The sequence below is a fragment of the Pirellulaceae bacterium genome (genome assembly GCA_029243025.1).
Taxonomy (GTDB): Bacteria; Planctomycetota; Planctomycetia; order Pirellulales; family Pirellulaceae.
In genome coordinates this window covers 91,601-117,340 of the sequence record JAQWSU010000014.1, presented here as the reverse complement: position 1 = coordinate 117,340, position 25,740 = coordinate 91,601, and the positions used below count along the sequence as shown (strand labels likewise).

General features: G+C 51.7%; 15 protein-coding genes. 11 read left to right on the top strand and 4 right to left on the bottom strand.

The annotated features are described in order from the left end of the window. Positions 1–511 precede the first annotated feature (511 nt). From P8N76_06210 to P8N76_06190, 5 genes are all read left to right on the top strand, one after another. Positions 512–3,673 carry a DUF1553 domain-containing protein gene (locus P8N76_06210; GenBank protein MDG2381249.1) on the top strand — a complete coding sequence of 1,054 codons (3,162 nt, stop codon included), beginning with the start codon at positions 512–514 and terminating at the stop codon, positions 3,671–3,673. Between the two features lie 16 nt (positions 3,674–3,689). Continuing rightward, positions 3,690–5,102 carry a DUF1501 domain-containing protein gene (locus P8N76_06205; protein MDG2381248.1) on the top strand — a complete coding sequence of 471 codons (1,413 nt, stop codon included), beginning with the start codon at positions 3,690–3,692 and terminating at the stop codon, positions 5,100–5,102. A gap of 161 nt (positions 5,103–5,263) precedes the next feature. Next, the gene (locus P8N76_06200; GenBank protein ID MDG2381247.1) at positions 5,264–5,893 is read left to right on the top strand and encodes a DUF1080 domain-containing protein; all 630 of its coding nucleotides are present in this window, start codon (positions 5,264–5,266) and stop codon (positions 5,891–5,893) included. 210 nt (positions 5,894–6,103) lie between these two features. Next, entirely contained in the window at positions 6,104–9,451 is a 3,348-nt protein-coding gene (locus tag P8N76_06195) for a DUF1592 domain-containing protein (GenBank protein MDG2381246.1), read from the top strand. A gap of 25 nt (positions 9,452–9,476) precedes the next feature. After that, a complete protein-coding gene (locus P8N76_06190) occupies positions 9,477–10,769 on the top strand; it encodes a DUF1552 domain-containing protein (protein MDG2381245.1) in 1,293 nt (430 codons plus the stop codon). Positions 10,770–11,054: 285 nt separating this feature from the next. Here the strand turns inward: P8N76_06190 and P8N76_06185 are convergent, their stop codons facing one another. Next, complete coding sequence (locus P8N76_06185) at positions 11,055–14,213, bottom strand: hypothetical protein (GenBank protein ID MDG2381244.1); 3,159 nt, start codon at positions 14,211–14,213, stop codon at positions 11,055–11,057. Between the two features lie 553 nt (positions 14,214–14,766). Between P8N76_06185 and P8N76_06180 the strand changes: the two genes are divergently transcribed. The 4 genes from P8N76_06180 (at position 14,767) to P8N76_06165 (ending at position 19,373) form a co-directional block, all read left to right on the top strand. Beyond that, positions 14,767–16,863 (top strand): fused MFS/spermidine synthase, encoded by a 2,097-nt coding sequence (locus tag P8N76_06180; protein MDG2381243.1) that lies wholly within the window; start codon positions 14,767–14,769, stop codon positions 16,861–16,863. Positions 16,864–17,373: 510 nt separating this feature from the next. Next, entirely contained in the window at positions 17,374–18,336 is a 963-nt protein-coding gene (locus P8N76_06175; protein ID MDG2381242.1) for a hypothetical protein, read from the top strand. Further along, a complete protein-coding gene (locus P8N76_06170; protein ID MDG2381241.1) occupies positions 18,333–18,617 on the top strand; it encodes a hypothetical protein in 285 nt (94 codons plus the stop codon). The genes P8N76_06175 and P8N76_06170 overlap by 4 nt, the downstream gene beginning before the upstream one ends. Positions 18,618–18,812: 195 nt before the next feature. Next, positions 18,813–19,373, top strand: coding sequence for a hypothetical protein (locus tag P8N76_06165; GenBank protein ID MDG2381240.1), 561 nt, complete (start codon positions 18,813–18,815; stop codon positions 19,371–19,373). Between the two features lie 290 nt (positions 19,374–19,663). Here the strand turns inward: P8N76_06165 and P8N76_06160 are convergent, their stop codons facing one another. Beyond that, entirely contained in the window at positions 19,664–20,134 is a 471-nt protein-coding gene (locus P8N76_06160) for a hypothetical protein (GenBank protein MDG2381239.1), read from the bottom strand. A gap of 654 nt (positions 20,135–20,788) precedes the next feature. Between P8N76_06160 and P8N76_06155 the strand changes: the two genes are divergently transcribed. Beyond that, a complete protein-coding gene (locus P8N76_06155) occupies positions 20,789–21,709 on the top strand; it encodes a hypothetical protein (GenBank protein MDG2381238.1) in 921 nt (306 codons plus the stop codon). A gap of 245 nt (positions 21,710–21,954) precedes the next feature. Here the strand turns inward: P8N76_06155 and P8N76_06150 are convergent, their stop codons facing one another. Then, a complete protein-coding gene (locus P8N76_06150; GenBank protein ID MDG2381237.1) occupies positions 21,955–23,097 on the bottom strand; it encodes a glycosyltransferase in 1,143 nt (380 codons plus the stop codon). A gap of 146 nt (positions 23,098–23,243) precedes the next feature. Here P8N76_06150 and P8N76_06145 point away from each other — a divergent pair, with 146 nt between their 5' ends. After that, positions 23,244–24,551 (top strand): glycosyltransferase family 4 protein, encoded by a 1,308-nt coding sequence (locus P8N76_06145; protein MDG2381236.1) that lies wholly within the window; start codon positions 23,244–23,246, stop codon positions 24,549–24,551. Here P8N76_06145 and P8N76_06140 read toward each other — a convergent pair whose 3' ends face one another. Further along, positions 24,552–25,739, bottom strand: a complete 1,188-nt coding sequence (locus P8N76_06140; GenBank protein MDG2381235.1) for a nucleotidyltransferase family protein — start codon at positions 25,737–25,739, stop codon at positions 24,552–24,554. Between the last annotated feature and the right edge of the window lies 1 nt (position 25,740).

Genomic DNA, 25,740 nt, shown 5'->3' with positions numbered 1-25,740 from the left:
GGTTTGAATCGCACGTTGCTCATAAAGCTGGTTAACGCGTTAGCTGAGTTACTCAACCGCCAGAATTTATTCCCCTCCATCGGATGGAGGCGATTGCAAGCAGCGTTCTCGTCGGTTTCCCCTCGTCCCGTTGAAGTGTGTAGCACGTCCGCCAGTACAGCAGGATTCCGCAGAGTTGTCCAGCGAATCGCCTGTAGGGTCTCAGGTACACTTCCTGAAATGTGTACCTGAAACGGTCGTTTTGGCCCTATATCGGTAGGGGGTCATTTTGGGCCTTGCATAGTAGGCCCAGGCGTTTATTGATCTCCCGGAATTAACTGTGTTAAAATGCGAGTCTGGCAAACACAGTTGCTTCCAACCTGCCTGCAACCTCGATTCCCCGCGGATCGTCGACATCCCCGCCCGTTCCGTTGCCTTGTTTACTCCCAGGACCATTTTACCTAGGGACATTATTCAAACCATGCCATTCATTTTTGTCGCCACTCTGATTGCAATGTCACTGAGCCTTGGGATGGAAAGTTCCCTGCTTGCCCAGAGCACAGCACCCAAAGTGTCTGAAACAACCCGTCTGGAATTTTTTGAAAGCAAGATTCGGCCAGTACTCGTCCAACACTGCTACGAGTGTCACTCGGCGACCGCCAAGCATATCAAAGGCGGCCTGCTGGTCGATACGCGAGCGGGAATGTTGAAGGGCGGCGATTCGGGTCCGGCAGTTGTCCCCAAAAAAGTCGACGAGAGCCTGCTGATCAGTGCTTTGCAACATCACGAATTTGAGATGCCTCCAACGGGTAAACTGCCAGAGGCTGTGATTGCTGATTTTGTCAGCTGGGTGGAAATAGGGGCCGCCGATCCTCGTGACGGTGAATCGATGGTGAATGCAGGGATCGATTTTGAAGCAGCTCGGAACTTTTGGTCCTATCAAGCTGTATCCCGACCCCAAGTCCCCCCAGTGAAACGCACCGATTGGCCACGTAACCGCATCGACCACTTCACTCTGGCAAAAATGGAGGAGCATGGTCTTCAGCCCGTTGCTGCCGCCCAGAAATCAGTTTTGATTCGACGTGCGACCTTCGACCTGATCGGCCTTCCCCCGACACCTGAAGAAGTTGCAGATTTCCTCGAAGACGATTCCCCCGACAGCTTCGCTCGAGTGATTGATCGGTTGTTATTGTCTGAACACTACGGCGAGCGATGGGGACGCTACTGGCTGGATGTGGCACGTTATGCTGAGGATCAAGCTCACACGTTTTCAGTCAAGCCAAACAGCAATGGATTTCGCTATCGCGATTGGGTCGTGGCTGCTTTTAACGCCGACATGCCCTACGACAAATTTGTCAAACTGCAAATTGCAGGTGATCTCATCGGGCCAGATTCCGACGATTCCTACGATCACTTAATTGCACTCGGTTTTTTTGGCCTCGGTGCGCAGTACTACAAGAACAGCGACGCCGCAAAAGCTGCCGCCGATGAACTTGACGACCGGGTCGATACGTTGACTCGTGGCTTCCTGGGACTAACGGTCTCTTGTGCTCGTTGTCACGATCATAAATTCGATCCCATCCCGACCCAGGATTATTATTCGCTTGCAGGTGTGTTTCGCAGTTCAAAACTACACAACGCCTTGCTTTGCAAACCCGAAGAAGTTGCCGCCTACAATGCCGGCCAGCAACGAATCAAGGATCTCGAAAAATCGATCAAAGAGTTTCTGGCCAAGGAAAACACCATCGCAGCAGAATCTCGCGTTGGGGATATTTCCAAATATATCGAAGCAGTCTGGAGACACCGTGCGTTGACGACCGCCGGGCAATCGACCACCACCGCAAAGGTTGCCGAGCAGGCAAGCGTCAACGAATACCTGCTTAAACGTTGGATTGCATTCTTAGCCCCCCAGGAAAAAGGCAAGGTTTCTATCTTGGACCCGTGGTTTGCCATAGATCCAATCGCGTTTAATTCCACTGATTCGAACGCTTCCACTCCGGCAGAGGTGGTCAAAGTAGCAGCGGATATCCAGACAACCGTGCAGTCGCTGTTGAACGTCCGCGATGGAGTGGCCATCTCAAACCTTGTTCGTCAAAGCGAAGACCAGCCACCGAAACCCGGCCATCCTCGGTTTGTGACCCCACTGGTGACCAAACTACGGCCAACGGCTGGGATCGATGTCGACATCCGCGATGCAAAACAGTTGTTCTTAGTCGTATCGGATGGAGGAAATGGAAAGAGTTGTGACCATTCCGATTGGCTGGATCCTCGATTGGTCGGCGCCAGCGGCGAAATAAAACTGACGGATCTCAAATGGAAAAAGCTGGAAGGTTTTGGCAGTGCTAAGATCAACAAGAATTACCAGGGCAAACCAATCCGCGTGGGCGGAAAAGCATACGCCAATGGTATCGGGGTACATGCTCCTTCGACCCTTATCTACGATCTGCCGGCCGGCTATCAGCGATTCAAAGCGATCGGCGGACTAGATAACAGCGGTTCTGATCAGGGCGGGTGCGGCGATCAGGCAAGCGTGCAATTTAGGGTCTATACCGAAGCACCGGCTGACGAACCACTCAAGCTGCATGAAGACCTACTGACCAAGATACTCGGCAAAGACGGTCCACTTGCCGTATCGGCGAATGATCTCGAACAATTTTTATCGGGCCCCAAACAAGAAGAACTCATCCGGCTTCGAGATGACTTAAAACACGCCAAACAATCGGCCGCTCCGATGTACCCGGTTGCTCACTCCTATGCGGAATCTAATCTCGCAGACATGAAGGTCTTCGTCCGAGGTAACCCAGCAACGCAACGCGAGGTTGCCCCGCGACGTTTCCTCAGAATCCTAGCCGGCGATGACCGTCCACGATTCACGCAAGGTAGCGGCCGCCATGAATTGGCGAACGCCATTGCAACTCACAACAATCCGCTGACGGCACGGGTGATGGCCAATCGCATTTGGCAGTGGCATTTTGGACGAGGAATTGTCTCCACACCCAGTAACTTTGGCATGCAAGGAGACCGCCCTACCCACCCCGCCCTACTCGACTATCTGGCTACGAAGTTTGTTGAATCCGGTTGGTCAATCAAGGCAATCCATCGAGAAATCATGTTGTCGTCCACCTATCAGCTAAGCAGTTTGACTCGGGAAGCAAACGCCGACATCGACGCTGACAACCGATTTCTTTGGAAGATGAGCCGGCGGCGACTCGATGTTGAAGCATGGCGTGATGCACTATTGGATGTCTCCGGCAAACTAGACCGCACGCTGGGCGGCCCTTCCACCAACCTGGCGGATGCGGCCAACGTGCGACGGACGGTCTATGCAAAAATCAGCCGCCACCGACTCGACAACTTGCTGAGACTTTTTGATTTTCCCGATGCCAATATAACCAGTTCAAAACGAAGTGAGACAACGGTTCCGCAACAACAATTGTTCGTTCTCAACAGTCCGTTCATGATCGAACAGGCTCGAGCTTTTTCCGCACGCTTACACCAAGAATCAACGGTCGATGACGCAAGTCGAATCCAACGAGCCTTCAACCTGGCCTACAGTCGAATGCCCAGCGAAATCGAGGTAGAACTTGGGTTAACCTACCTGCACCAACAAGAACAAGAACCATCTAAACTGACACGCTGGCAACGGTATGCTCAGGTACTGCTCAGTAGCAATGAATTCATGTACATCGATTAAGATCAGGAAACAAACGATGATGCCAGATTCAACACCCATTGGTTTCACCCGACGCGAGTCGTTACGGCGCATGGGAACCGGCTTGGGCCTGATCGGACTGGCCGGTATTCTTGCTGACGATGGAACCTTGGCGAGCGAAATCAAGTCGGTCCCGGCGAGTCCACTCGCCCCTAGGAATCCGCACTTTCCCGCCAGAGCCAAACATGTGATTCACTTGTTCATGAACGGTGGACCTTCTCAAGTCGACACGTTTGACCCCAAGCCTGCACTCGAAAAACACAACGGTAAGCGGCCCCCCTCAGCTGATCTCAAAACCGAACGCAAAACGGGGGGACTGTTGATGTCGCCCTTCAAGTTCCAGAAATATGGTGATTCCGGAATCGAGGTCAGCGACATCTTCCCAAATGTTGGATCGTGCATCGATGACATTTGCGTCATCCGTTCCATGCATACCAACATCCCCAATCATGAACCTTCGTTGCTGATGATGAACAGCGGGGAAACCCAGCCAACGCGGCCAGCAATGGGATCCTGGTTACTGTACGGCCTTGGCACGGAAAATCAGAACTTGCCTGGCTTCGTTGTCTTATGCCCCGGCAAACCGGTCGTCGGCCCGCAACTTTGGAGCAACAGTTTCCTACCAGGAATTTTCCAAGGAACGCACATCAACAATGCCAAAATGGATCCTGCCAAGGTCATACCGCACATCAACAATGCATTGCTCTCACGTTCCTCTCAGCGTGAACAGCTTGATTTATTAAAACGGATGAATGAGCTGCATCTGGAACAACGGGGAGGACGCGACAATCCATTAGAAGCACGCATTGAATCACTCGAAATGGCCTTCCGCATGCAAACGGAGGCCCAACAGGTGTTCGACCTGAAGCGAGAAACAAAGACGACTCTTGATGCCTATGGACCAGGCCAATTTGCTAACGCTTGCCTGACAGCTCGGCGGCTGGTCGAAAGTGGTGTAAGAATGGTGCAAGTCTACTACGGCAATGGACAGCCGTGGGACGATCACGGAAATATCAAAGCACATGCCGACAAGGCAAAGAACGTCGATCAACCGATTGCCGCGCTCATCAACGATCTCAAAGATCGCGATCTATTGAAAGACACTTTGATTGTCTGGGGTGGTGAATTCGGCAGGACCCCCGTTGCCGAAAATGGTAATGGTCGCGATCACAATCACCATGGATTTACCGTTTGGCTGGCGGGCGGCGGTGTGAAAGGCGGAATGACCTACGGTGCGACCGACGAGTTCGGCTTTGCAGCCGTCGATCAAAAAGTCCACGTGCATGATCTGCATGCGACGATCTTGCATTTAATGGGACTTGACCATGAAAAGCTCACTTTTCGTTACAGCGGTCGAGATTTTCGGCTCACCGATGTTCATGGGCGTGTTGTTCACGATCTGTTCGCCTAAAATCCAACCCCACAAGTTCGGATTATTGCTCGTTAAAATAAAAATAGCGGCGACAAAACAGATAGGCTCTCTCGACCAAGTCAGGTAGGATACGTGTTTTCGCATGTTTGCGTTGCAAACCCCCACAACCTTCCAACCATTGTTGATCAAGGCATTTTTGTATGATGACTACTGTTTCTCGATTTGTTTTTGGTGTGTTCACCCTACTAGCTCTTTCGTCAAGTTCCACCGTATCTGCGGAAGATACAAAATGGACTTCGCTGTTCGACGGCAAGTCGCTGAATGGCTGGGAACGAGTGGGTAATGCAAAGAGTCTCTGGGAGGTCAAAGATGGTGCGATGACCGCATCCGGCCCCGCATCGATGCTGGTCTGCACCGCAGGCCCTTTTAAGAATTTTCGCTATCGAGCCGAAGTCAAAATCAGTGATGGCGGAAACTCAGGACTTTACTTTCGCACGACGAGGAAACCCGGCTTCACCGACGGATACGAAGCTCAAATCGATAGTACGCATACCGATCCGATACGTACCGGATCGCTTTATGGGATGTGTCATGTTTACAAAAGACTCGTAGAGCCCAACACCTGGTTCACTTACGAGATTGAAGTTCGTGATAATGTTTGGCGCGGACGCAAAAACGTACGCATTAAAATCACCGTCAATGGCGACGAGCTGTACGAGTACCTCGATTTTGAAGAAACGTTTAAGGACGGCTACTTCGCTTTCCAACATCACGATCCGAATAGCAAAGTCGATATTCGCAAAGTAGAGGTCATGCCGCTGGAAGACTGAGCGACGATTGGCACGTGACCAACCTGAGTTGGCACCTGGTTCCAAGAAACGACAGTCTCATGCCTGCTTCCCAGCAGTTGCTTGGAAACCAGGCTGCCGTCTTCCCATCGGTTAGGCGTTTGCACTGTCCTTGACCGCGACAGCCCTTGTCGCGGTCAAGGACAGTGCAAACGGCTGCTTCGCCTGTGATTTACCAGGAGTTCTTGGTCAATGCCCCACGGTTCTTCACCTCCTTGGCTTCCTACTTTATTCTCGCTGGTATTCCTGCCGATTTCCCACGCCGCTGATCTGCTTGCAGATGAATTTGTCGACCACGTCAGGCCGTATGTACAGAAATACTGCGTGGTGTGCCACGACGCAAAAAACCAAAAGGGAGAACTCAATCTGACGCGGTATACCGCAGCCCAGGATGTGACGGATGACTTCCGCAGATGGAATAACATCGTCGAGTTCATCCGCCATGGTGAAATGCCGCCAGAAGATGCAGAACAACCAAGTATTGATGAGAGCAACGCAGTTGCCGAGTCTGTCGAAAACATCCTGCTTGTTGAAGCGATTCGACAGGCAGGCGACCCAGGAGTCGTGCTCCCTCGGCGACTATCCAATACCGAATATGACAGGGCAATCCGCGATTTGACCGGCGTTGATATCCGGCCAACACGGAACTTTCCTGCCGATCCGGCCGGCGGCGAAGGGTTCAACAACACGGGCGAAGTTCTGGGGACGTCGCCGAACCTCGTGAAAAAGTATCTCACAGCATCCCAACGAGTGGCTGATCATCTGGTACTCAAACCCAGCGGAATCTCTTTTGCGCCGTTCCCTGTGAGCTCCTACAATGAACGGAAAAAGTTCACCGAACAGGCGATCATCGACTTTTACCAAAGCCACAAGGTTGACACTTTGGCCTATCTTGAAGCCGCTTGGCGGTATCGGTACCGTCATGATCATCAGCAAAGCCAAACGATTAAATCATGGGCATCCGAGTTTGGACTCAGCCCTCGTTATCTTGGCATCGTATGGCAAACGCTTTCTGAAGCGGCGTCACAACCAGGTTTCCTCAGCGAACTGAATGCTGCCTGGCAGGCTGTTCCTGCTCCACAAAATGACACTCACCAGCCAACCGAATTGATTGCCTTACTCAAGTTCGTCGAATTTGGACGGCGAATCCTCTTCGCACCGGAACCGCAGCTGATCAAACCCGGTGCCGGCAACTGGCCGATCAGTCATCTTGAGCTACGAACCAAGGTTGCCACCCATCGTGACAAATTCGACCGCAGCTCCCTGCAAAGCGAAACGTTGCTCAAGGTAACGAAAGTCACCAAGCCGAGTGACGATGCAGTGGCCATTTCGGCGTTTATCCGCATCGATCCCGCCTTCGCCGCTGGAGAGAATTACGTCATCATTAAACGGCCCCTTTTCAGCCGCGCCACGATTTTGCCCAACAATGAAGCAGATGAAAAAGTGCATCACAAAGTACAGTCGCTACGGAGTGTGCTGGACCGTTTCAACCCCGAGCTAGTCAAGACGTTGGGCTTTGGGACTCATCCGCTTGGCGAACAGATCGATCCTGAATGGTTTGTCGTGAAGGCTCCGGCTATCATCGAGATCCCACTGACGCCAAACATGCAACGTGAATTAAGCGGCAAGCATCTACTGGTCCCCTGTCAGCTCGATCCCCAACACAGTATTCCGGGAAGCGTCTATCTACGACATGCCATGCGACAACCGCCTGACAACAAGTTGGGTCGCAACACCGAACATCTGATTTATGGCAACAGCCAAACCGCAAAATCATTGGTCGACGCAGCGGACATTTTCTGTCATGCGTTTCCGAATCGCTTCTACTATGTTAATGACCGTCGGGGGCTTGCTGCAGGCTTTCACCTCGTCGAAGGATTCTTTCGTGACGATCAACCGCTAATGCAAAAAGTGCTCGGTCAAAGCGAACAAGCAGAATTAGATCGGTTATGGCAGGAACTAGATTTTGTCACGCAAAGTGCTGAGACGCTCTTGCGCGGATTCGTGTGGTTCGAACGTTCCGAGCGGGAGGTGCTGCATGATAAACGTTTTGATTTCCTACGTCCCGAAGACCCTCAGTTGATCCAACCTAGCTTGCTAGATCGGTTCGAAAAAGCCTACTTGGACAAGCTGGGGGTGAAACGAATGAAGGATACACTGGAAGCCGAATCTCCCGATGCAAAATCGGCAAGGATCCACGGCTTCTTCGCACAGATTCGCGCCGGACTTCGCCAGCAAAACGCGGCAACCAAGACTGCGGAACAACTTGGTTTGGCAGATATCCAAGAGCTTGCGGGTCGAGCCTATCGGCGACCTGTTGCCGCAAAAGATCGAGATTCTCTGCGATCATTGTATGAGAAGCTTCGGCGTGATGGTCAAACAGTCGAAGCCTCGTTACGAGCCGTATTGGCAGCCATCCTGATGTCGCCAGAATTCTGTTATCTCTACACGACTCGCTCCGACCTGAACACAGCCACGTTGCTAGAAGATCACGATTTAGCCAGTAGACTGAGCTTCTTTCTCTGGTCCTCGCTGCCGGATCGTGAATTGTTAACGGTAGCCAGCAAGGGGAAGCTCCAAAACGATGACGAACTAATCGCGCAGACGCGCCGGATGCTCAAAGATGATCGAATCGAGGCCTTCGCTCGCGAATTCTTTGGACAGTGGCTACGCTATCGTGATTATCTTGCCAAGGATCCGATCGACAGAGAAGCATTTCCTGAGTATACCGAAGAATTGCGCATCGCGATCGCGGAAGAACCTGTACGGTTAGCGATGCATCTGATCCAAACGGATCGTCCTGTGACCGATCTGTTGACTACCGATCGAACGTTCGTAAATCAGACACTGGCGAAACATTACGGCGGTCAGATCGAGCGACAATATCAGCAAGCTGCGGCTGGCGGTGACGGCCAAGAGTGGCATCCGGTCAACGGCCTGCACCAAGCAGGCCGCGGTGGTCTGTTCGGCATGGCGGTGGTTCTCACAAAGAACTCGGCCGGCGATCGAACCAGTCCGGTCAAGCGAGGTTTCTGGAGCGTCCATCATTTACTGGGACAACATTTCCCGCCTCCGCCGGCTGACGTCCCCGATCTGCCCAACTCAGAAAAGACGTCGACCCAATCGATTCGAGAATTGCTGGCCGTTCACGTTGCCGATGCTCAATGTGCCAGATGCCACACCCATTTTGATAGTCTTGGACTCGCAATGGAGGGATTTGATGCAATCGGTCGCGCACGAACGACCGACGGTGCTGGTCGTCCCATCGATAATTCTGCACGATTGCCGAACGGTGAGATTGCCAAAGGGGTCCCCGATCTGATCAAATATGTTGAACAGTATCGTCGCGACGATTTTGTGAAAACGCTGTGTCGACGATTTCTGGGATATGCCTTGGGCCGGTCGGTTATCTTGTCAGATCAGCCGTTACTGGCGGAGATGGAGGCCGTTTTAGAAAAAAATGATTACCGCTTTTCCGTGATGTTTCAAATGGTCGTCCGCAGCGAACAATTCCGCAAACAACGCGGAAAAGGTTCCTAATCGCTGTGACCCAAAGGATTCACTCATGAATTTCGCTCAGCGACCCAAACGAGTTTCACGACGTCTCATCTTGCAAGGTCTCGGCGCCAGCGTTGCATTGCCTTGGCTCGAGTCGGCAAAACTGCTCGGCAACGAAGGCTCGAATGCGCCTCCCAAACGCTTTGCATTTCTGTTTTTTGGCGATGGCATTCACCCACCACAATGGTGGTCTCAAGGCTCCGGTACCGACCTGAAGCTTGGTCCGGCCTTCGCTTCGCTGGAATCGGTAAAACACAAGGTGAACTTCATCCATGGACTGCGACATCCAGATAATGTCGTGGGTGGCCATGCCAAAGGCGCCGCAGGAATCTTAACCGGAATTCAGCCACAAGGTGGACGACAAATCCAGGCAGCAACCAGCATGGATCAACTGCTGGCTCAGCGACTGGGTGACGCAACCGTGCTGCCGAGTCTGGTACTAGGATGTGAACGTCCTATCAGCGGGTTTCACGAATCAAGTTACTCGATGATGTACGCGTCCCACGTTTCGTGGAGTTCTCCAGTATCTCCTGTGCCGGCAGAGCTGTATCCGTCGCTCGCCTTCGATAGTCTTTTTGAAAGTCAAGGCAACCAAACTCAGATTAGCGTTCTGGATCATGTGCTCGACCAGCTCAAGAACGTCTCGGCAAAGGTCTCTCATTCTGACAACGCCAAAATCGAAGAATACACCACTTCGGTGCGCGAAGTGGAACAGCGAATGGCAAACATGCAGCAGCGTGGGATCAATGAAAGCGAGGGACGCGTCGCCTTCAGCCGTCAAAGACCGGCCGATGGATTGCCTCATCAGATTGATGAACATTCTCGCCTAATGTGCGACATTATCGCGCTAGCGTTCCAGACCGACCGAACTCGCATTGCCACATTATTACTGACGAATAACCTCTCCGGACAGGTCTATCCCTTTCTGGGACTCAACGTCGACCATCACAATTATTCGCACGGCTGGAAAAACAAAGAGTATGCCGCGATCACACGATTTTGGGTCGAGCAGTATGCCTATCTGGTCGGCAAATTAGATGCAATCCAGGAAGGCAACGGCACCGTGCTAGACAATTCATGCATCATGCTCGCCAACGAACAATGGACCGCCCACAGTGCACCCAAAATCCCACTACTCATGTCGGGTAGCCTGTCGGGATCGTTCGAAACTGGGCGAACGTTGGAATACGAAGCAGCCAAAGAACGGCAGATGTCATCGCTGTGCCTTAGCATTATGGATCGCATGGGAGTCACGCTGCCTGCCTTTGGAAATGCGACGGAACAGCTCGTCGGAATTTAAGTTCTGACAACTGCCGCAGATAGAAAACGATTCAACCTACCACGAACGCTCCCATTCGCAACTGAAGCTGCGAACCATGGGTACGGTCATTGGTGGCCGCAAGCAATTCGGGAACTCCTGACCGAGTCCAACAGCACCTGCGCGCATGATTTCAAAAACTCAGGCTCCATCGGTTTCGATGACAAATCCAGCCAGGAACCCGCTCGGTGGCACAAGCTTCGCAAATCACATCCAACGGGGATGATAGCTTTTTGCTGAAGCACCCCTGCGACCGTGCTTAAAGATTTACCGCAACAGACTACCCGTCTGCGTAAGCTTGCCACCCATCCCCCGCACAACGGCAAATTCTTCTTCGCCACTCAATAGATGGGCGTCTCCATCGAGATCCAGCAACTCAAAGTCGAGCACAGTCGAACCTAGCAGAATCGTGTCTTCTCCAAGAACAAAGTCCCAAATAGTATCATGCGACTGCTCTGCCTCGAGCAGGAAAACATCTCTGCCCTCGCCACCGACCAATTGATCGGTGCCGCTGCCGCCTGAGAGATAGTCGTTCCCTTTACCGCCTTCCAACGAATCATCTCCCCGATTCCCCAACAGCCAGTCATCATCTGCCGCTCCAAAAAGCGAATCATCAGCGTCTAATCCAAAGATATGGTCGACATGAGTGCTGCCCTCTAGGACATTCGGAGCAGCATCGCCACAAATTTGATTGGGACCACCGAAGCTTGAATGGGACCTGGCTGACTGCGAGGCTCCTTGCCGAAGCCCACCTAAGAGAAAGCGGACCTGCTTTGGCGCGATACCCGCATGTCCGGATAGGAACGGCCGATCGGTTTCGGCGAGCCCGAGAATACTCTCCACATCGAGACTCATCTTTCGCATTGCCTGAGGATAGGTCATCGAAATAAGTCGACTTGATCTTCTGAGGAATCGGCGCAAACCAACCGCTTTCCCCTGATCGAATTTCAGTGTGGCGATCCGATTGTCGGCATTCTGCTTCCCCAAAGGATCGACAAGTAAAACTCGGGTTTCAGGATGCCGTTTACTCACGAGCAAATAATCATAACGTCCCAGTCGAATGCGAGACCACTGCCTGGCACGACCGGGCAGTCCCGTGACAATATCTTTGTCGGAAGCCTTTCCCTGATCAAGAATCGCGGTGAACATACCCGGTTCGACATGATAAGTGTCCCGCCCCTGCTGCCCAACGTAGAAGACCGCAGGCTCTTTCCACTCGCAAACGGCATACGCCACATTCTCGGACGGTGATGTTGATCGCACGAGCGGACGCTGATTCACCCGAGTCATCCAATCACTGGGTGCATTCAGATTGTCATTACCCGTCGCACCCGTGATGAGGAGTGAATTGACCCCGAGGCCTAAAGTCACCGTCCCGTAAGAGTTACCACTGCCCCAATCCACCATAATATTTTTGGGCGTGTCATAAAAATCATAATTAACCGTTTGTTGTTGTTGTTGGGACTGCACGAAAGCCTGATACGAAATGTCGGGAGTAGAGCCTTCAACGAACGAACCAAAAGCGTACATTGGACTCTTGGGCTTGGCATTTGGATAAATCTTCACGCCACTGATGTGGATGGTTTCCAGGGCATAATGATCGCCATCGTGGATATTTAAATAAGAGGTTTTGTTTGGTTTAAAATCCCGCGGCGCGTTGTTTAACGCCGAAAAAATCCCCGTATCAACCACGACATTGGCGTCGTACGTACCATTGGAAAAACTTGGAACGGTGATATTGCTGATCGTCACATCCCAGATCCCTTTTCCCGATGAATCACTGACCATCGGCGTAAAAATCGTACGATTAGAAATCATCCCGCCGATATGATCATCCGGAGGCGACGCCTGGGTGATACGGTGAACATAAGTGTCATAGATTCCCCCACCATACACGGCGCCCCAGGTCCATCCGTATCCGCTTAAGTCAATTGCGCTACCAGCATTGCCCTGGAGAACGACGGTGTCTTTGAAGGTCAAAGACCGAGTTCTCACTTTGATTGCATCGTCGTTGACGTGGAACACATTTCGCTCAAAGACACTATCAGGAGCCAGCGTCTCAAATCCGTCCGACGCATCAATCCATCCACCAATCAGTTGATTGTCATAAGCATGCACTGGACCAACGTTAAGCGTTTGCCCCTGCAACCGATTGGTGATCGCAGCAGTCAATTTATTCATGTATGAATTCCCCGACCAATTGACAGAAGGGCGGGTGTTCAAGGTAACGCTGCCCTCGAATCGCTTGGGAGGATACTTAAAACTTATTCCTGAAACATTGATGGCCCAGTCACCTGGTGTTTTGCTGGTATAGGAAGATTGGAGTTCGAGCAAAGCACTGCAAAATTGATTGAACTCATCATTCTCACTCAGGTCCTTCGTCGCCATCAACCGCGAATAACCATCAATATACCCCGTTCCCGTCACGGAAATCTTATGAGGCATATTCAGCGTTGCTGTTTGCCAATTGTCCTGTGTTGACGATTTCCGATACACAAGTGATTGACTGATAAGATGAGAGACAGAGTCAACCTCTGTGTCAATCCTCAGATTAATATCTTTGCCTTGCTCCCACGTCGTAAGCAGCCAGTCTGCAAAGCCACCGACAATCACATCGTAACTTGCATCGCCAACCTGAACGTTTTCCTTTCGGTAGGCAGCCTTCAAATCACTTGCATCAACAGTTTGCCAATTACCAGAAGATTCAACTCCATACCCGTCCTTGAGGCCAAAAGTGACAACGACTGAGCGGTGACCGTGATAATTCAGCTGGGTGCCCACATCGTAGGGCTGTAATGTGAACTGGCGTACTGCCGGATTAATTGCCTTTCCACCTGTCGAATCTGGATGATGGATGTAGTCCGCGAAGTCACTTAAAGGAAACTCCCATGCCTGCACATTGGAATTGTAATTCCCCGAGAACTCTAGGGCACCTCCCGCCATCCACATCTGGGGAATACTCGCATTGTCCAAGATTTTCACGCGCAACTTGTACTGGGTTAGATCCATGTTTAAGTCATCAATACCAAGTCGATGCGTCTCCAACCCATAGAAAGTACGCCAACTTTCAGCTGCGTTCATCTCCCACCCACTATAGTTTTGAGTCGGGTTATAGGCCGAGTAGGTTTGTGACGACATCGCGCTAGCCGCCGTTCCGCCATTTCCATCCACAAGGGTAATCTCAAATCTCAATCCATCCTGACTGACTTCTTGAGTTGTATCGATCTCAAGTGGTTGCTCCGCTGAAATCCCTAGCAGTTCCGGATCATGATCCACCGAAAAATCGGACGTTGAAACACATGGATTCGCAACAGACATACTGGGAAGATTGCCTGTAAGTAAAACACGAGGCTCGCACAGTTCGAAGCTGGGGCGAATGCAAACTCGCGACAAACGATGGCAATGCTTTTCCTGATATTTCTTCACTTTTCTAATACCCAATGTGACAATATTTTCTTATCGGATCGAAAGCAGATCCTACTCCGGCGGGCAGCTAACCGCACGGTAACGACCAGTCGTTTAAACGCAACTTGGATTCTCAACTGACAGATGCTTTTCGAAGAAAAATTGATCGTACAAGTTAAAGCTCAAGGAGGAACCAACGATGAAAAGGCAACTGGCTGGCCAAGTCACTTTTGACACACCCTAGCAAAGCGCATCATCCCGGGGTACGCCAACTGAAAAAACATCTTCTGAATCCATGCGGTAACGGGACGGCACGAGCACCCCACTCAGCGGCCAAAAGATCGCCCACAGCACTGAAATCGCATTCGCAAAAGGCCTTCCAGGTTACCCTTCTCGGGTGAAAGGTGGCAACCAGTTTCGCCCTTCCCGATGTTGCCAAAGAGGCGAGATCCGAGGAAAACGCAGGGCTTCCGTCGAGACCGATCGCTGAACGGCGAGAAACAGCTTTGTGAAGTAAGTTTCATAAGTCCGCTCGTTCGATCGATCCTCTGGCACCGAACAACAGGTCTCGTAAATGTCACAATCAGAATTATCCGGTCAGGATCAAACGACCAACGGCTCTGGACGCTCGATTTTCTGGTTTGCTGCAACAACATTGCTGGGTGCATTCCTCGTCTTCCAGGTCCAACCGGTCATCAGCAAATGTGTGCTACCGTGGTTTGGTGGAACCCCGGCGGTATGGACTACCTGCATGCTGTTCTTTCAGCTGCTGTTATTCGCGGGCTACTTGTACGCTCATCTACTTAGAACGTTTTTTCGACCCGCCGTGCAGGGGATGATTCATTTGGCCCTGCTGGTAACTGCAGCGCTAATGCTTCCGATTGAACCGTCCGATGCCTGGAAGCCGATCGGCAGCGAAGCCCCGATGTTTTATTTACTCTGGATGCTGACTGTCCACGTCGGCCTTCCTTACTTTGTTCTTTCGAGCACCGGGCCACTCGTTCAGGCCTGGTTAAGTTACCAGGATGAAAGCGATCGTGTCTATCGCCTGTATGCTCTCTCAAACGCTGGCTCATTGATTGCATTGTTAAGCTATCCGTTCATCGTCGAACCGATGCTTTCCGTCAGCGATCAAACAATCGTCTGGTCACTTATGTTCTGTCTGTTTGTCGTGGTACAGGGTGTCATCGCTACCGGATTATTTCGCTCCCACGAACGAATCCCCCCGCGTGAACAGATCACACCAAGTCCTCCAACCGTGTGTGTGACATGGAAAACTCGAGCAGCGTGGATTGCGTTACCCGCACTTGCGTCGACGATGCTGTTGGTCATCACCAATCATGTCTGCCAAGACATTGCCGTGATTCCGTTTCTATGGGTGCTACCACTGAGTCTGTATTTGATTAGCTTTATCATTTGTTTTGATTCACCGGAGTGGTATCGCCCCAAATTGACCGCTGCCGCTACGCTGTTTGCGATCATGACAATTCAAGTCGAACATTTCCTGCCTGATTCGGTACAGCTACTCGCCGAAGCTTGTTGCTATATGTTGACACTATTGGGTGTCTGTTTGTTGTGTCACGGCGAAGTCGCTCGCATCAAACCAAACGCTTCCCAACTCACACAATATTACGTGATGTTGTCAGCCGGTGGCGCAATGGGCGGCATCCTCATCGCATTGATTTGCCCAACCGTGTTGAACACTTTCATTGAGCTTCCATTGACCATGGGCATCGTCACCGCATTCTCTGGCGTTTTGTTCTTTGCCTGCCGTGGTTGGCGCGAAACCGAATACGATTGGTCGGCTGCACATCGGCTGAGGTATCCCGCGATCCTCTTGATGCTTGCGCCCCTACTCACAATCGCCCTGGCACCGAAAGATCAAACAATCGCTTCCGACCGCAACTTCTTTGGTGTACTGGCGGTGGTGAAGAATGAACAGGGGTTACGGCTGGTGCACGGCAGCACAATCCACGGCATGCAGCGATTGGGGGATGACTCCAATAAACCGACCACCTATTACGGTCACGAAAGTGGCATCGGCTTAGCCATTACCAGTTTACAACAAAGAAATCCCGCTCTTCGTATCGGAGTGGTTGGTTTGGGATGCGGTGTGTTAGCCGTTTACGGACGGTCCGAGGATGATTTTGACATGATCGAGATCAACCCCGCCGTTGTCGAAATTGCCAACCATCACTTTTCATTTTTGGCCGATAGTCAGGCCAACATCCGCACCCACCTTGGGGATGGACGGTTAGTTTTGGAACGAATGCCGCAGGCTAAATTCGACATTTTGGTTTTGGATGCGTTCAGCAGCGATGCCATCCCGGCTCATTTGCTAACTCGCGAAGCAATTCGACTCTACCAATCCCGTTTGGCCCTTGGCGGCGTGCTGGCCTTCCATGTCTCGAACAATCATCTTAATCTGACACCTCTCGTTCACCGACTCGCTCAAGATGCAGGCATGAGCAGCCGCGTCATTCGTGGTTCCGCAGACCAGGCGGAAGGAATCAACCAATCGATTTGGGTCTTGGCTGGCAGCAACCATTTAGCTCTTTGGTCAGATGAATTACTGCAAGAAGCTAAACCGGCCACCCCGGAGGAACTTTCCGCTGCTCCCCTGTGGACCGACCAACACCACAACTTGATCAGCGTGTTGCGGATTTGGTAGCGGCTCATTCGCCCGTATTGACAACTTCGTGTTCGGCTCGCAGTTCGCAACTTCGCCGATACCGATTGCGGTTCGACAAATCGTCAGCGCAACCCGTATCCCCCAATCGGTCAACGCTCAATCGCGAATCCAATGACATGAAACGAACAAAAGCACATTCCGCCGACAACGAAAAACGTCACGCGAAGTGCGAAATTGCAGGTAAAACCACACGGCACTAAAAAGGTGGAACAAATCTGTCCCTCGCAGATCAGCACATGCCCCGAAGCGGAACTGTACAATACGAGGATGAAACCAACGAAAAACAGCCACCGATGTACTCCGAACCGTACTTTCGCAACGGACATCTTTGCGTGGCCGCGCCGCGGTTGGACGGAATTGCAGTCCGCGTGGAATCTCCGGCGGCTTTCAGCCTGGAGAATCGAAGGCCGTGAGATACATTCGAATCTTCCGATACGAATCGACTGCGTTGGCAATCTGCACCAATCTCGGTTTCTGATCGAAGCCGCCTTGGGAAAGGATTATCACCGGGAAAGTAGACGGCAACTAACCGTTCAGCAGCTGGGCCGATTCACCCGGGCCAAAGACAATGCCTGCGATCTGTTGATTGTTTCCATCCCAGCGTGGTTAGGTCGCCTGAGCTCACTCCGCTACGACTATGCAATCCCGGCGTGGCTTGGAGGTGAAATCTCTCTTCAAATATTGCAAAACAAGATCGTCAAAGAGAGCCTCAGAAGCGACATCCGTCGAGTGCGACGGCATCAACTAGAAACCATCATCGCAGATGACCAGGCAACTTTTGATCAATTTTACTTCGAGATGTATCTGCCAATGACTCAACAGGCACATGGCAACTCGGCGATCATTCGAAACTACGACCAAGCGAAGTCGCTCTTTCATGCGAATGAGCTGTTATTAATCCGAAAAGACGGCACCAACATCGCTGGCACCATCATCGACTACTCGAAGCCTCATCCATCCGTTTCCATGACGGGTGTGCGGGAACCGATTCATTTACACCAAAAGTGGGGCGCTTTCGCGGCAATTTATTATTACTCAGCGACTCATCTATTGTGTAAAGGATTTAAGCGAATGGGCGTTGGATGGACCCGACCTTTGCTTTACGACGGAGTGATGAACTACAAACGAAAGTGGAATATCGAAATCACCGACTCATGTGGTCCGTGGTCGCATCTCAAATGCTCAACTCACCGACCGGTGGTTAATTCGTTTTTGACTCAACATCCATTCATCCATGGAAGACGCGGGCAACTTGAGGGAATCGCGTTCACGTCGAGTAACAAAGAGGTTCTCGAACACCAACTCAAGTCAAAATATCATTTAGCGGGCCTGAAACGTTTTGCACTCCATCGAATACCTCCTCAACAGACAACGACGGAAGATTCGATCGAGGAATCGAATCGATCTAATGAGACAAACGTCTCACCCGAGATCAACGAGCAATCAGAATGATCATTGCAGAACAAGAATTGCGGGCAGCAACCGAAAAATTATCGACCGAACTCCTGCAAGCGAGACGAGGACAGCGGCTACTTGTCTGCTGCGATGCAACGAGTGACTCTGCTGTGTTAACGGCCATTCAAGAACGCGTTGAGGAGTTCGGCAATCCTTGCGAGATGCTTTCTCTCAGCGAGCCGGATAGTTTGTCGACTTCAGCCAACCAGATCATTCAAGCTGTGGTGACAAAATCTTACCATTACTTGATTGAACTGGGAAAATATTCCTACGATTAGTCGCGTACCTGGGCCGAATCCACGGCCAGAAGCATTCGCATCGATTGCCTGATCGGACTCAAGGCAGACGCGTTCGTCAGATGCGTAGGCAGGGTAAACCACGAGCAGATGTATGCTCGAGGAGAAGAGTTTCGGCAGATCCTGAACAAAACGCGGAAGCTATGTGTCACCTCACCAGCGGACACGGATCTTACGATGTCGCTCGCACAAAGCGTGCTTGGTAACGTGTTCAACCAGATCGCCCGCAAAAAGTCTACCCAGATTTGGCAAACGACGGGTATCCTCAAGCGACGAGTTGGAAGCAGTTTTATGGGTGGTCAAATCGCCTTCGTGCCAGCCTCCAATTCGCTTCAAGGTCGAGCGATTGTCGACGGCTATCTTTGGCCGCCGAAAGAACTGAGGCGGTTACCGGAACCCATCTCCTGGCAATTTGCAAACTCTCGCCTGATACAAATGGAAGGTCCCGCAAATATCACGCAGCCACTTGAGCACTTCCTGGCTGCACAACAAATCGGGATCGAACACTTTTGCCTTGGCTTTCACTCCAACGCACAACTGGCAAGTGGAATCCTCGAGGCCGAACGCATTTTTGGTGCAATAGCGGTCGGCATTGGACGGGGAGCCTGTCACACGGACGACGTAATGACCAACCTGCCAATTGAAGTCGATGGAAAGTTAATCCAAGAAAACCGACATTGCATCCACCCAACACTCCGGAAACTTCAACACCAGCTGACCTCGCGTAAACTGTCATGATGAATAAATCATAACATCTCGAGCGATCCTCTCCACCACAAGATCGACGACTGCTGTTCTCGACTCATCCGGACAAAATCCTCTGTGAAGCGGCTCCCTCGCGAACATCACGGTACCGACGCGCAGCTTCAGCCTGTCGCTAAAGCATGCCATGCGGACTTGAGTCGCTTAGCGTGCTCGCAATGGTCGGCACGACCCAACCACCGGGAACGATTCGAAGACCACGAAGCAGCCAGTGTTGCTTGTCGAAGATTATGCGGCGATGAAAAATACAGTCCAGCGTTTCATTTTCAACTCTTGCTCGAAGCTTTTTTCGACTTCAAGTCGGGTAAATCCTTGGCGACAGCTAACAGAATTCGCCCACAGACCGTGATCAGCGTCGCGGGCACATAGAGCCAAACAAGGTAAAGCACAATCAAAAGAAAAAAGGCGATTAGCGGCCCCAATTGCAGGGGTGCATCACCCTGTAATTGGAGTGTGAGGCTATCGGCCACAATCATGTCGCCAATGTCGGCGACGGCTTGTCGTGCAGAAGCCGGATCTTTGATGAACTGGCCAAGCTGCCGAAACACCTCGAACGCATAATACACCGACACGAGGAGTATCACACTGACAACAGTCAACACACCGCCTCTCAGAACACCGTTCAAGCTGAGCGGAAGTTGAGTCCAAAATGACGGAAGATCACCTTGATGTGCGAGCTGCGAACGCGTCAAATTATCGCCGATTTTTTGGCGAGGATTACCTGGGTCTTTCAACATCGTTTGCTACTCCTGTGATCGATACGTTCACCGAGAACGAGCTAAAACAAGAATAACAAAGGATGCGTTTATTCGCAAAATGACATTCCGCTGTGAAATGAGAATCCAGCCTGTATCCACCGATTAACCGAGGGCCTTCCCCAACCTTCCCCAACCTGCCTCAATGGCAGTCAGACCGCAATCAGTTGCGGGTGACGGCTGAATTTCGTCGCGTCAGTTTACGAAACTGCACCTTTCAGACTGAGGGCCTTGGTTCATCATCATTGCTGAAGAACGGCACCCAACAGCCATACTAGGATGACAGATTTCCAGGCAAGTGGGAAGAAATGAAGACGGGTTTGTTGGTGGAGCATCTCGACGGTAAAACGTCTCAACGACCGTCCTACCGTCGCCCGTGCTACGGCGAAGCGATGATTTCCTTAGGCTTCCCCGCTTCAAATGGACTCGAAGAATCCGCAAAAGAGCATCAACCTCACTTTCACTGAAAAGAAATATTCGTTAAACGATACACACCGCCGCTCGTTCGCCGACTCATATCGTGACGATGTGAAAGACTTGTTGCGAAGATTCTCTGAGATCGAACGTGGTATGTGAAAACAATTCGTTAGACTCCAGCCGGTCTGCGACCCGGCAATCTGCAACTGGAAAAGATCCGTGAGCGTTCCTGCATCAGTTCACCCGGTTAAATTCGGTCCCTTCGTCACCCGCGCCGTGATCGAGGGGATCGAAGGGATCGAACATGCCCCCGTTCTGCTCACTTCACGACGACATCGCAAGCAGCTCAGGCCCCTGCGACTGCTCGCCTCCGCAGGCCTTGACCACGAGCCGATTCCTCGCAAAGACTGGCTCCGATTCTGGGCGCCTGATCGCCTGTCCTGGTGGATAGCGATACTCTTCATAATCGGATCTTTCCTGTTTGCGATCGCGGCTGCACCGTCGTTGTGGCCGCTCTTCTTCCAGGGTTTCCTCGGTCAAAACGCCAATCCAATCTCGAACGTCACCTACTTCGTGGGTTCTTTGTTCTTCACGTCCGCAGCATCTCTTCAGCTCTTCCAGTCGATGAACAGCGACATCAGCCGGGTGGGCGAAGGACGTGGCACCAAGTGGGTCTGGTGGGCCTGGCGGCCTAGAAATCTCGGCTACCTCGCCAGCCTCATTCAATTCGTGGGGACTTTACTCTTCAATCTCAATACAGGGTCGGGGCTTGTTCGGCAAACCCATCCGGACTGGGCCATCTGGGTTCCGAACATGACCGGTTCGATTTGCTTCCTGGTTGCGAGTCTCTGCGCTTACCTTGAAATCGCACACCGAGTCCGTTACTTCGCTCTGAACGATCTCACCTTCTGGATCGCGGTCATCAATGGCCTGGGGTCCGTGGCGTTTCAGATTTCCGCCTTCGCAAGTTACGTCGATCTCAACGGACAACTCCTTGATGCTGCGGTCTCAAACTGGGGGACCTTTCTCGGCGCCCTGTGTTTTCTTGCCGCAAGCTACCTCCTGATTCCCGAGATGTTCGAAAAATCTTCTGAATCGGGCTCCTCCATTCAAAGTTCAGACGCAGCTTCCCATCCTTGAAAAAACAGCCCCCTAGCAACTCGATCTTAAGATCGCCGACTACTGGTAATCACCACATCGGGTATTCCGAAAGCTGATAGGAAACGACTGCTGATCTCGACTCATCCCAATACCCTCCCCAGCGGAGGAGCTCTCTCACTCATGCTCCCTCTCTAACTCATCGGGCGGAGATTATCGGGCGGAGATTATCCGCAACGATTCCCATTGGCGAACAATGCGTTCCTCCCAGTCATGAGTGTGAACGGTCAACTGTTGACATTCCTCAAGAAGGCGGCCGCCCGTTCCCCGTAAGCTTTCCAAGTGAATGGGGCCACCCGTTCAAGAGCCGAAGCCCCCATCCCTCTCAGCTTGTCTCGACTCTCAATCGCATGTTGCAATCGTGACGCCAGCGCATCCACATCGGCCGATGGGATAACCCAACCGGATTCTCCCTCCAGCACAATGTCTGTCGTACCTGTTTCGTAAGTCACCAGAGCAGGCAGCCCTGCCGCCATCGCCTCAAGCACGGCACGCGCCATTCCTTCCTCGAGTGAAGGCAGAACGAACAAGTCGGCTTGTCGATACAGTTCTCTCAATGCCGCTTGATCGAGCCTTCCAACCCAATCCACACCGGGAGGCAAGTTCTTCATTAATTGTTGGCAATCAGGATAGATGCTACCAACAAGTGTTAACTTAGCGTCGTTCGGGGCCAACTTCTTCCATGCTTCTAAGAGATACCACAGCCCTTTGCGCAACAACATGGTACCGGTGAATATGGCGTGAAACGGTCGATCTGCCGTGCGTTCTTCTTCCGAAGTGCGCTTCCAGAACTGGACATCCACCCCGTAAGGATTCAAGCAGATCTTTTCCTCGGGAAAACCGGCATCCAGAAAAGTCGAAGCGACAAATTTGCTAGGGATACAAACAAACTCGGCTGCATCATATTCAGCCGCGATGATTTTGTTCAATCGATGCCTTGATGGGGGAAAACTAAAATTGGTACCATGCAGTTTAAACTCCCGCTCGACCCGTTCACTAAACCATCCGATGTGCGTTGATCCGCTATCGAGGATGCCAGGCAGGCCCTGCCGGCGGGCAGCTTTGAGAGCTGCAAGACTTTGCCCTGACCAGCCCCAGAAACATTTCCCCAAATGGCATTGTCGTGCCGCGAATGCGTCGAGCCGTCGATAGGCCGAAAACAGAACTGCGTCCCGCATGTTTGACGGCACAAGACGACGAGCCTGTGTCAACCCAAAAGCCGGGATACTGATGCGGTGCTTCTCACCGACAATCCGACGTGGACTGGCTTCTAACACAAGCACCCGGAGGCCCGCTTCTCTCAGACCGCGTGTTGTATGATACCGATAGGACCGCCACACACTTGCGGCGATAACATCCCAGTCTTTCATTGGTTACATTTTCCCCAGTGAATCACGTTACAATTCCATCGTTACAACGGAAAGATCAACCCACTTCTTCAATCAACTGAAATCGCCTTGTGAAACTTTTACATATCATAGCGAACTTGAATCATGCGGGACCAGGACGTTCCATCATGGAATACGCCCGAGCATTTCAGGAAATGAACACCCGGCACACCAACACCCTGGTAGTGCTATCGCCATCACTACATCCCGCGATGCTGCTGGCGGCTAAACGACTCGGATTCACATTACTCGTGAAGCCAGATCAAAAAACATTGGAAACAACAATCGAAGAAGCGGACATTGTCCATCTGCACTATTGGAACTCTCCTGCTGTTAACGAATTCCTACATCAGTCGCTACCCCCTTGCAGGCTAGTGATTTGGTATCGAGTTTTTGGTGAGTTTGCTCCTCATTGCATCACCGACTTTCATTTACGGCGAGCCGACGCCGTCCTCGCAACCTCAGAGGGCTCTCTTAAGCTTCCACTCCTTGATCAATTCACAAGACCCTCCGGCTTTGCTCCCGGAATCGCCGATTTCTCTCGGCTGGAGAATTTTTCGCCTCAATCCCACGACGATTTCAACGTGACCTATGTGGGCACCGTGAATCCAGCAAAGATGCATCCCCATTTCTTTGAGATGAGCCAGCAAATCGAGATTCCGAATCTTCGCATCTTGATTTGTGGAGCGGGTGGAGGGGCTGAATTCTTAGACCGGGTCAACCAGGCCCCCCGATTCGACAATCGAGGATTTGTTGAAAACATTCGCGAAGTGCTCGAAATTTCGGACGTATTCGGCTATCCACTCTGCTCAGAGACCTATGCAACCAGTGAGCAATCAGTGCAGGAGGCGATGTGGGCAGGCATCCCTCCCGTCGTCTTTCCTCACGGTGGACTCTCTTCATTAGTCGAGCACGAGAAAACAGGGCTTGTGGTTCATTCCGAACAGCAATACGTCGACGCGATCGAATACCTTTTCCGTAACCCCTCGCAGCGTTCTCGACTCGCGGAAAACGCTCGCTCATTCGCTCAAACACGTTTCCGTATCACAAAACACGCAGAGCAGCTTCTACAGATTTACCAGAATCTCGTTGACATGCCAGCAACGGCGAAGCAACCGACAGGTCTTGGACCAGCGGAAAGGTTTCTTGCAAGCCTCGATGAATCGACTTCATCTTTTTTGCAAGCGGTAACGATTCCGAGCAATGAAGCTGCTCTGGATGAGTCGCGCCGCGAGCAGGTCTTTTACTTCCTGATGACTCATGGCGAAGGTGGGATCAATCACTACCGGAACTGTCACCCCGAAGTCCCGCAATTCAGATTGTGGACAGCGTTAGCTTTGTGGAATTCGAATCGCGAGTCCTCCATCCGCGAACTCGAGGCTGCGGAAGTCGCCGGTCTCGATGTCTCCTGGCTCTTAAAGACGATGCGAAGTTAGCTATTTTTTTCGATACTCTCCCATCTGATAACTCTTATTAGAAAGCAAATGACCAACTGCGATGAAACCTTCCCGCAGTACGGAACCGTTTGAGGCAGCCGATGCTGCGTGCAGCCAATAGCGATAAATCTTGAACCAACATTTAAGCGTGGAAAGTTCAGGCTGCTGCTGCTGAAGATCGTACTTTCTGAGGAAGAATTGCTCGCGCATTCGTTCTCGAGGTCGAACTGACGCGGTAAAAACCCGTTTTTCTGTTTCCGTAATCTTTAGCCGGCGAATCGATGCCAGGCAGTTTCCCTCGATCGTTTCCGGAAATAACCTCGCAAGATAATCGGTAGCGTGCTGCAAGAAAGCTCCCACATGCAACGTCTGTGCGAAATGGGTTACTTGCTCCCAATTGATCGATGGATATCGCTCAATGAGCTTGACCGCATCACACACCCATTGCGTACGATCAGCGCTGTCATGTTGCAATCCGTGGACGACCGCGTGCACCCACTGCAACTCCGGCACGGGGATAGTTATTTCGCGATCAGCAATGGCTGTCGGCTGTCGATGAGCGAAGTAGAGAGAGTTGGCTTGTTCGGCCTTACAAACAGCAAGAGGAAACCAATGCAGGTCAAGCTCTCCATAGTTTTCGCTGGTTAACGAAATGCTATGGACTTGGGAAAAGGGTTCGAGATACCAATTCCAACGAGGAAGAAACTGAAACCCTGCATCAACAAGCAGGCGAACTACATCACGTTTCCGATCAAACGGCACCAATAAATCGTAGTCAGCCATCACTCGTGTTGCAGCCTTAGGATAGACACCGGACAGAACAAGCGCTGCCCCCTTAATCACGATCGGTTCCACTCCTATGGTTTCGAGCACGTTAATGACGGCGAGCAAACGATTGAACAGTATGGTGTTGTAATAAAGCGTCCTCTTACTAAGCCCAATAATCTTCGGATGAAAGCTGACCGTATCGACACCAGCACAGGTGGTCAGGTTCGCATAAGCCAGGGGTAACAGACGCCGCTCGCCGGACGTCAGATCATGCTCCAGATCAACCTTGCCAATCCAATCATCCCAGTATTCGATTGCGTCCGTCGATTGCAGCAAGGCAGCCTTCAACAATTCCTCTTCTCTTGGAGAGGGCAAGCCGAATGACTCTGAATTCTCTGATCTTTCTTTGCTCGGTGTCATG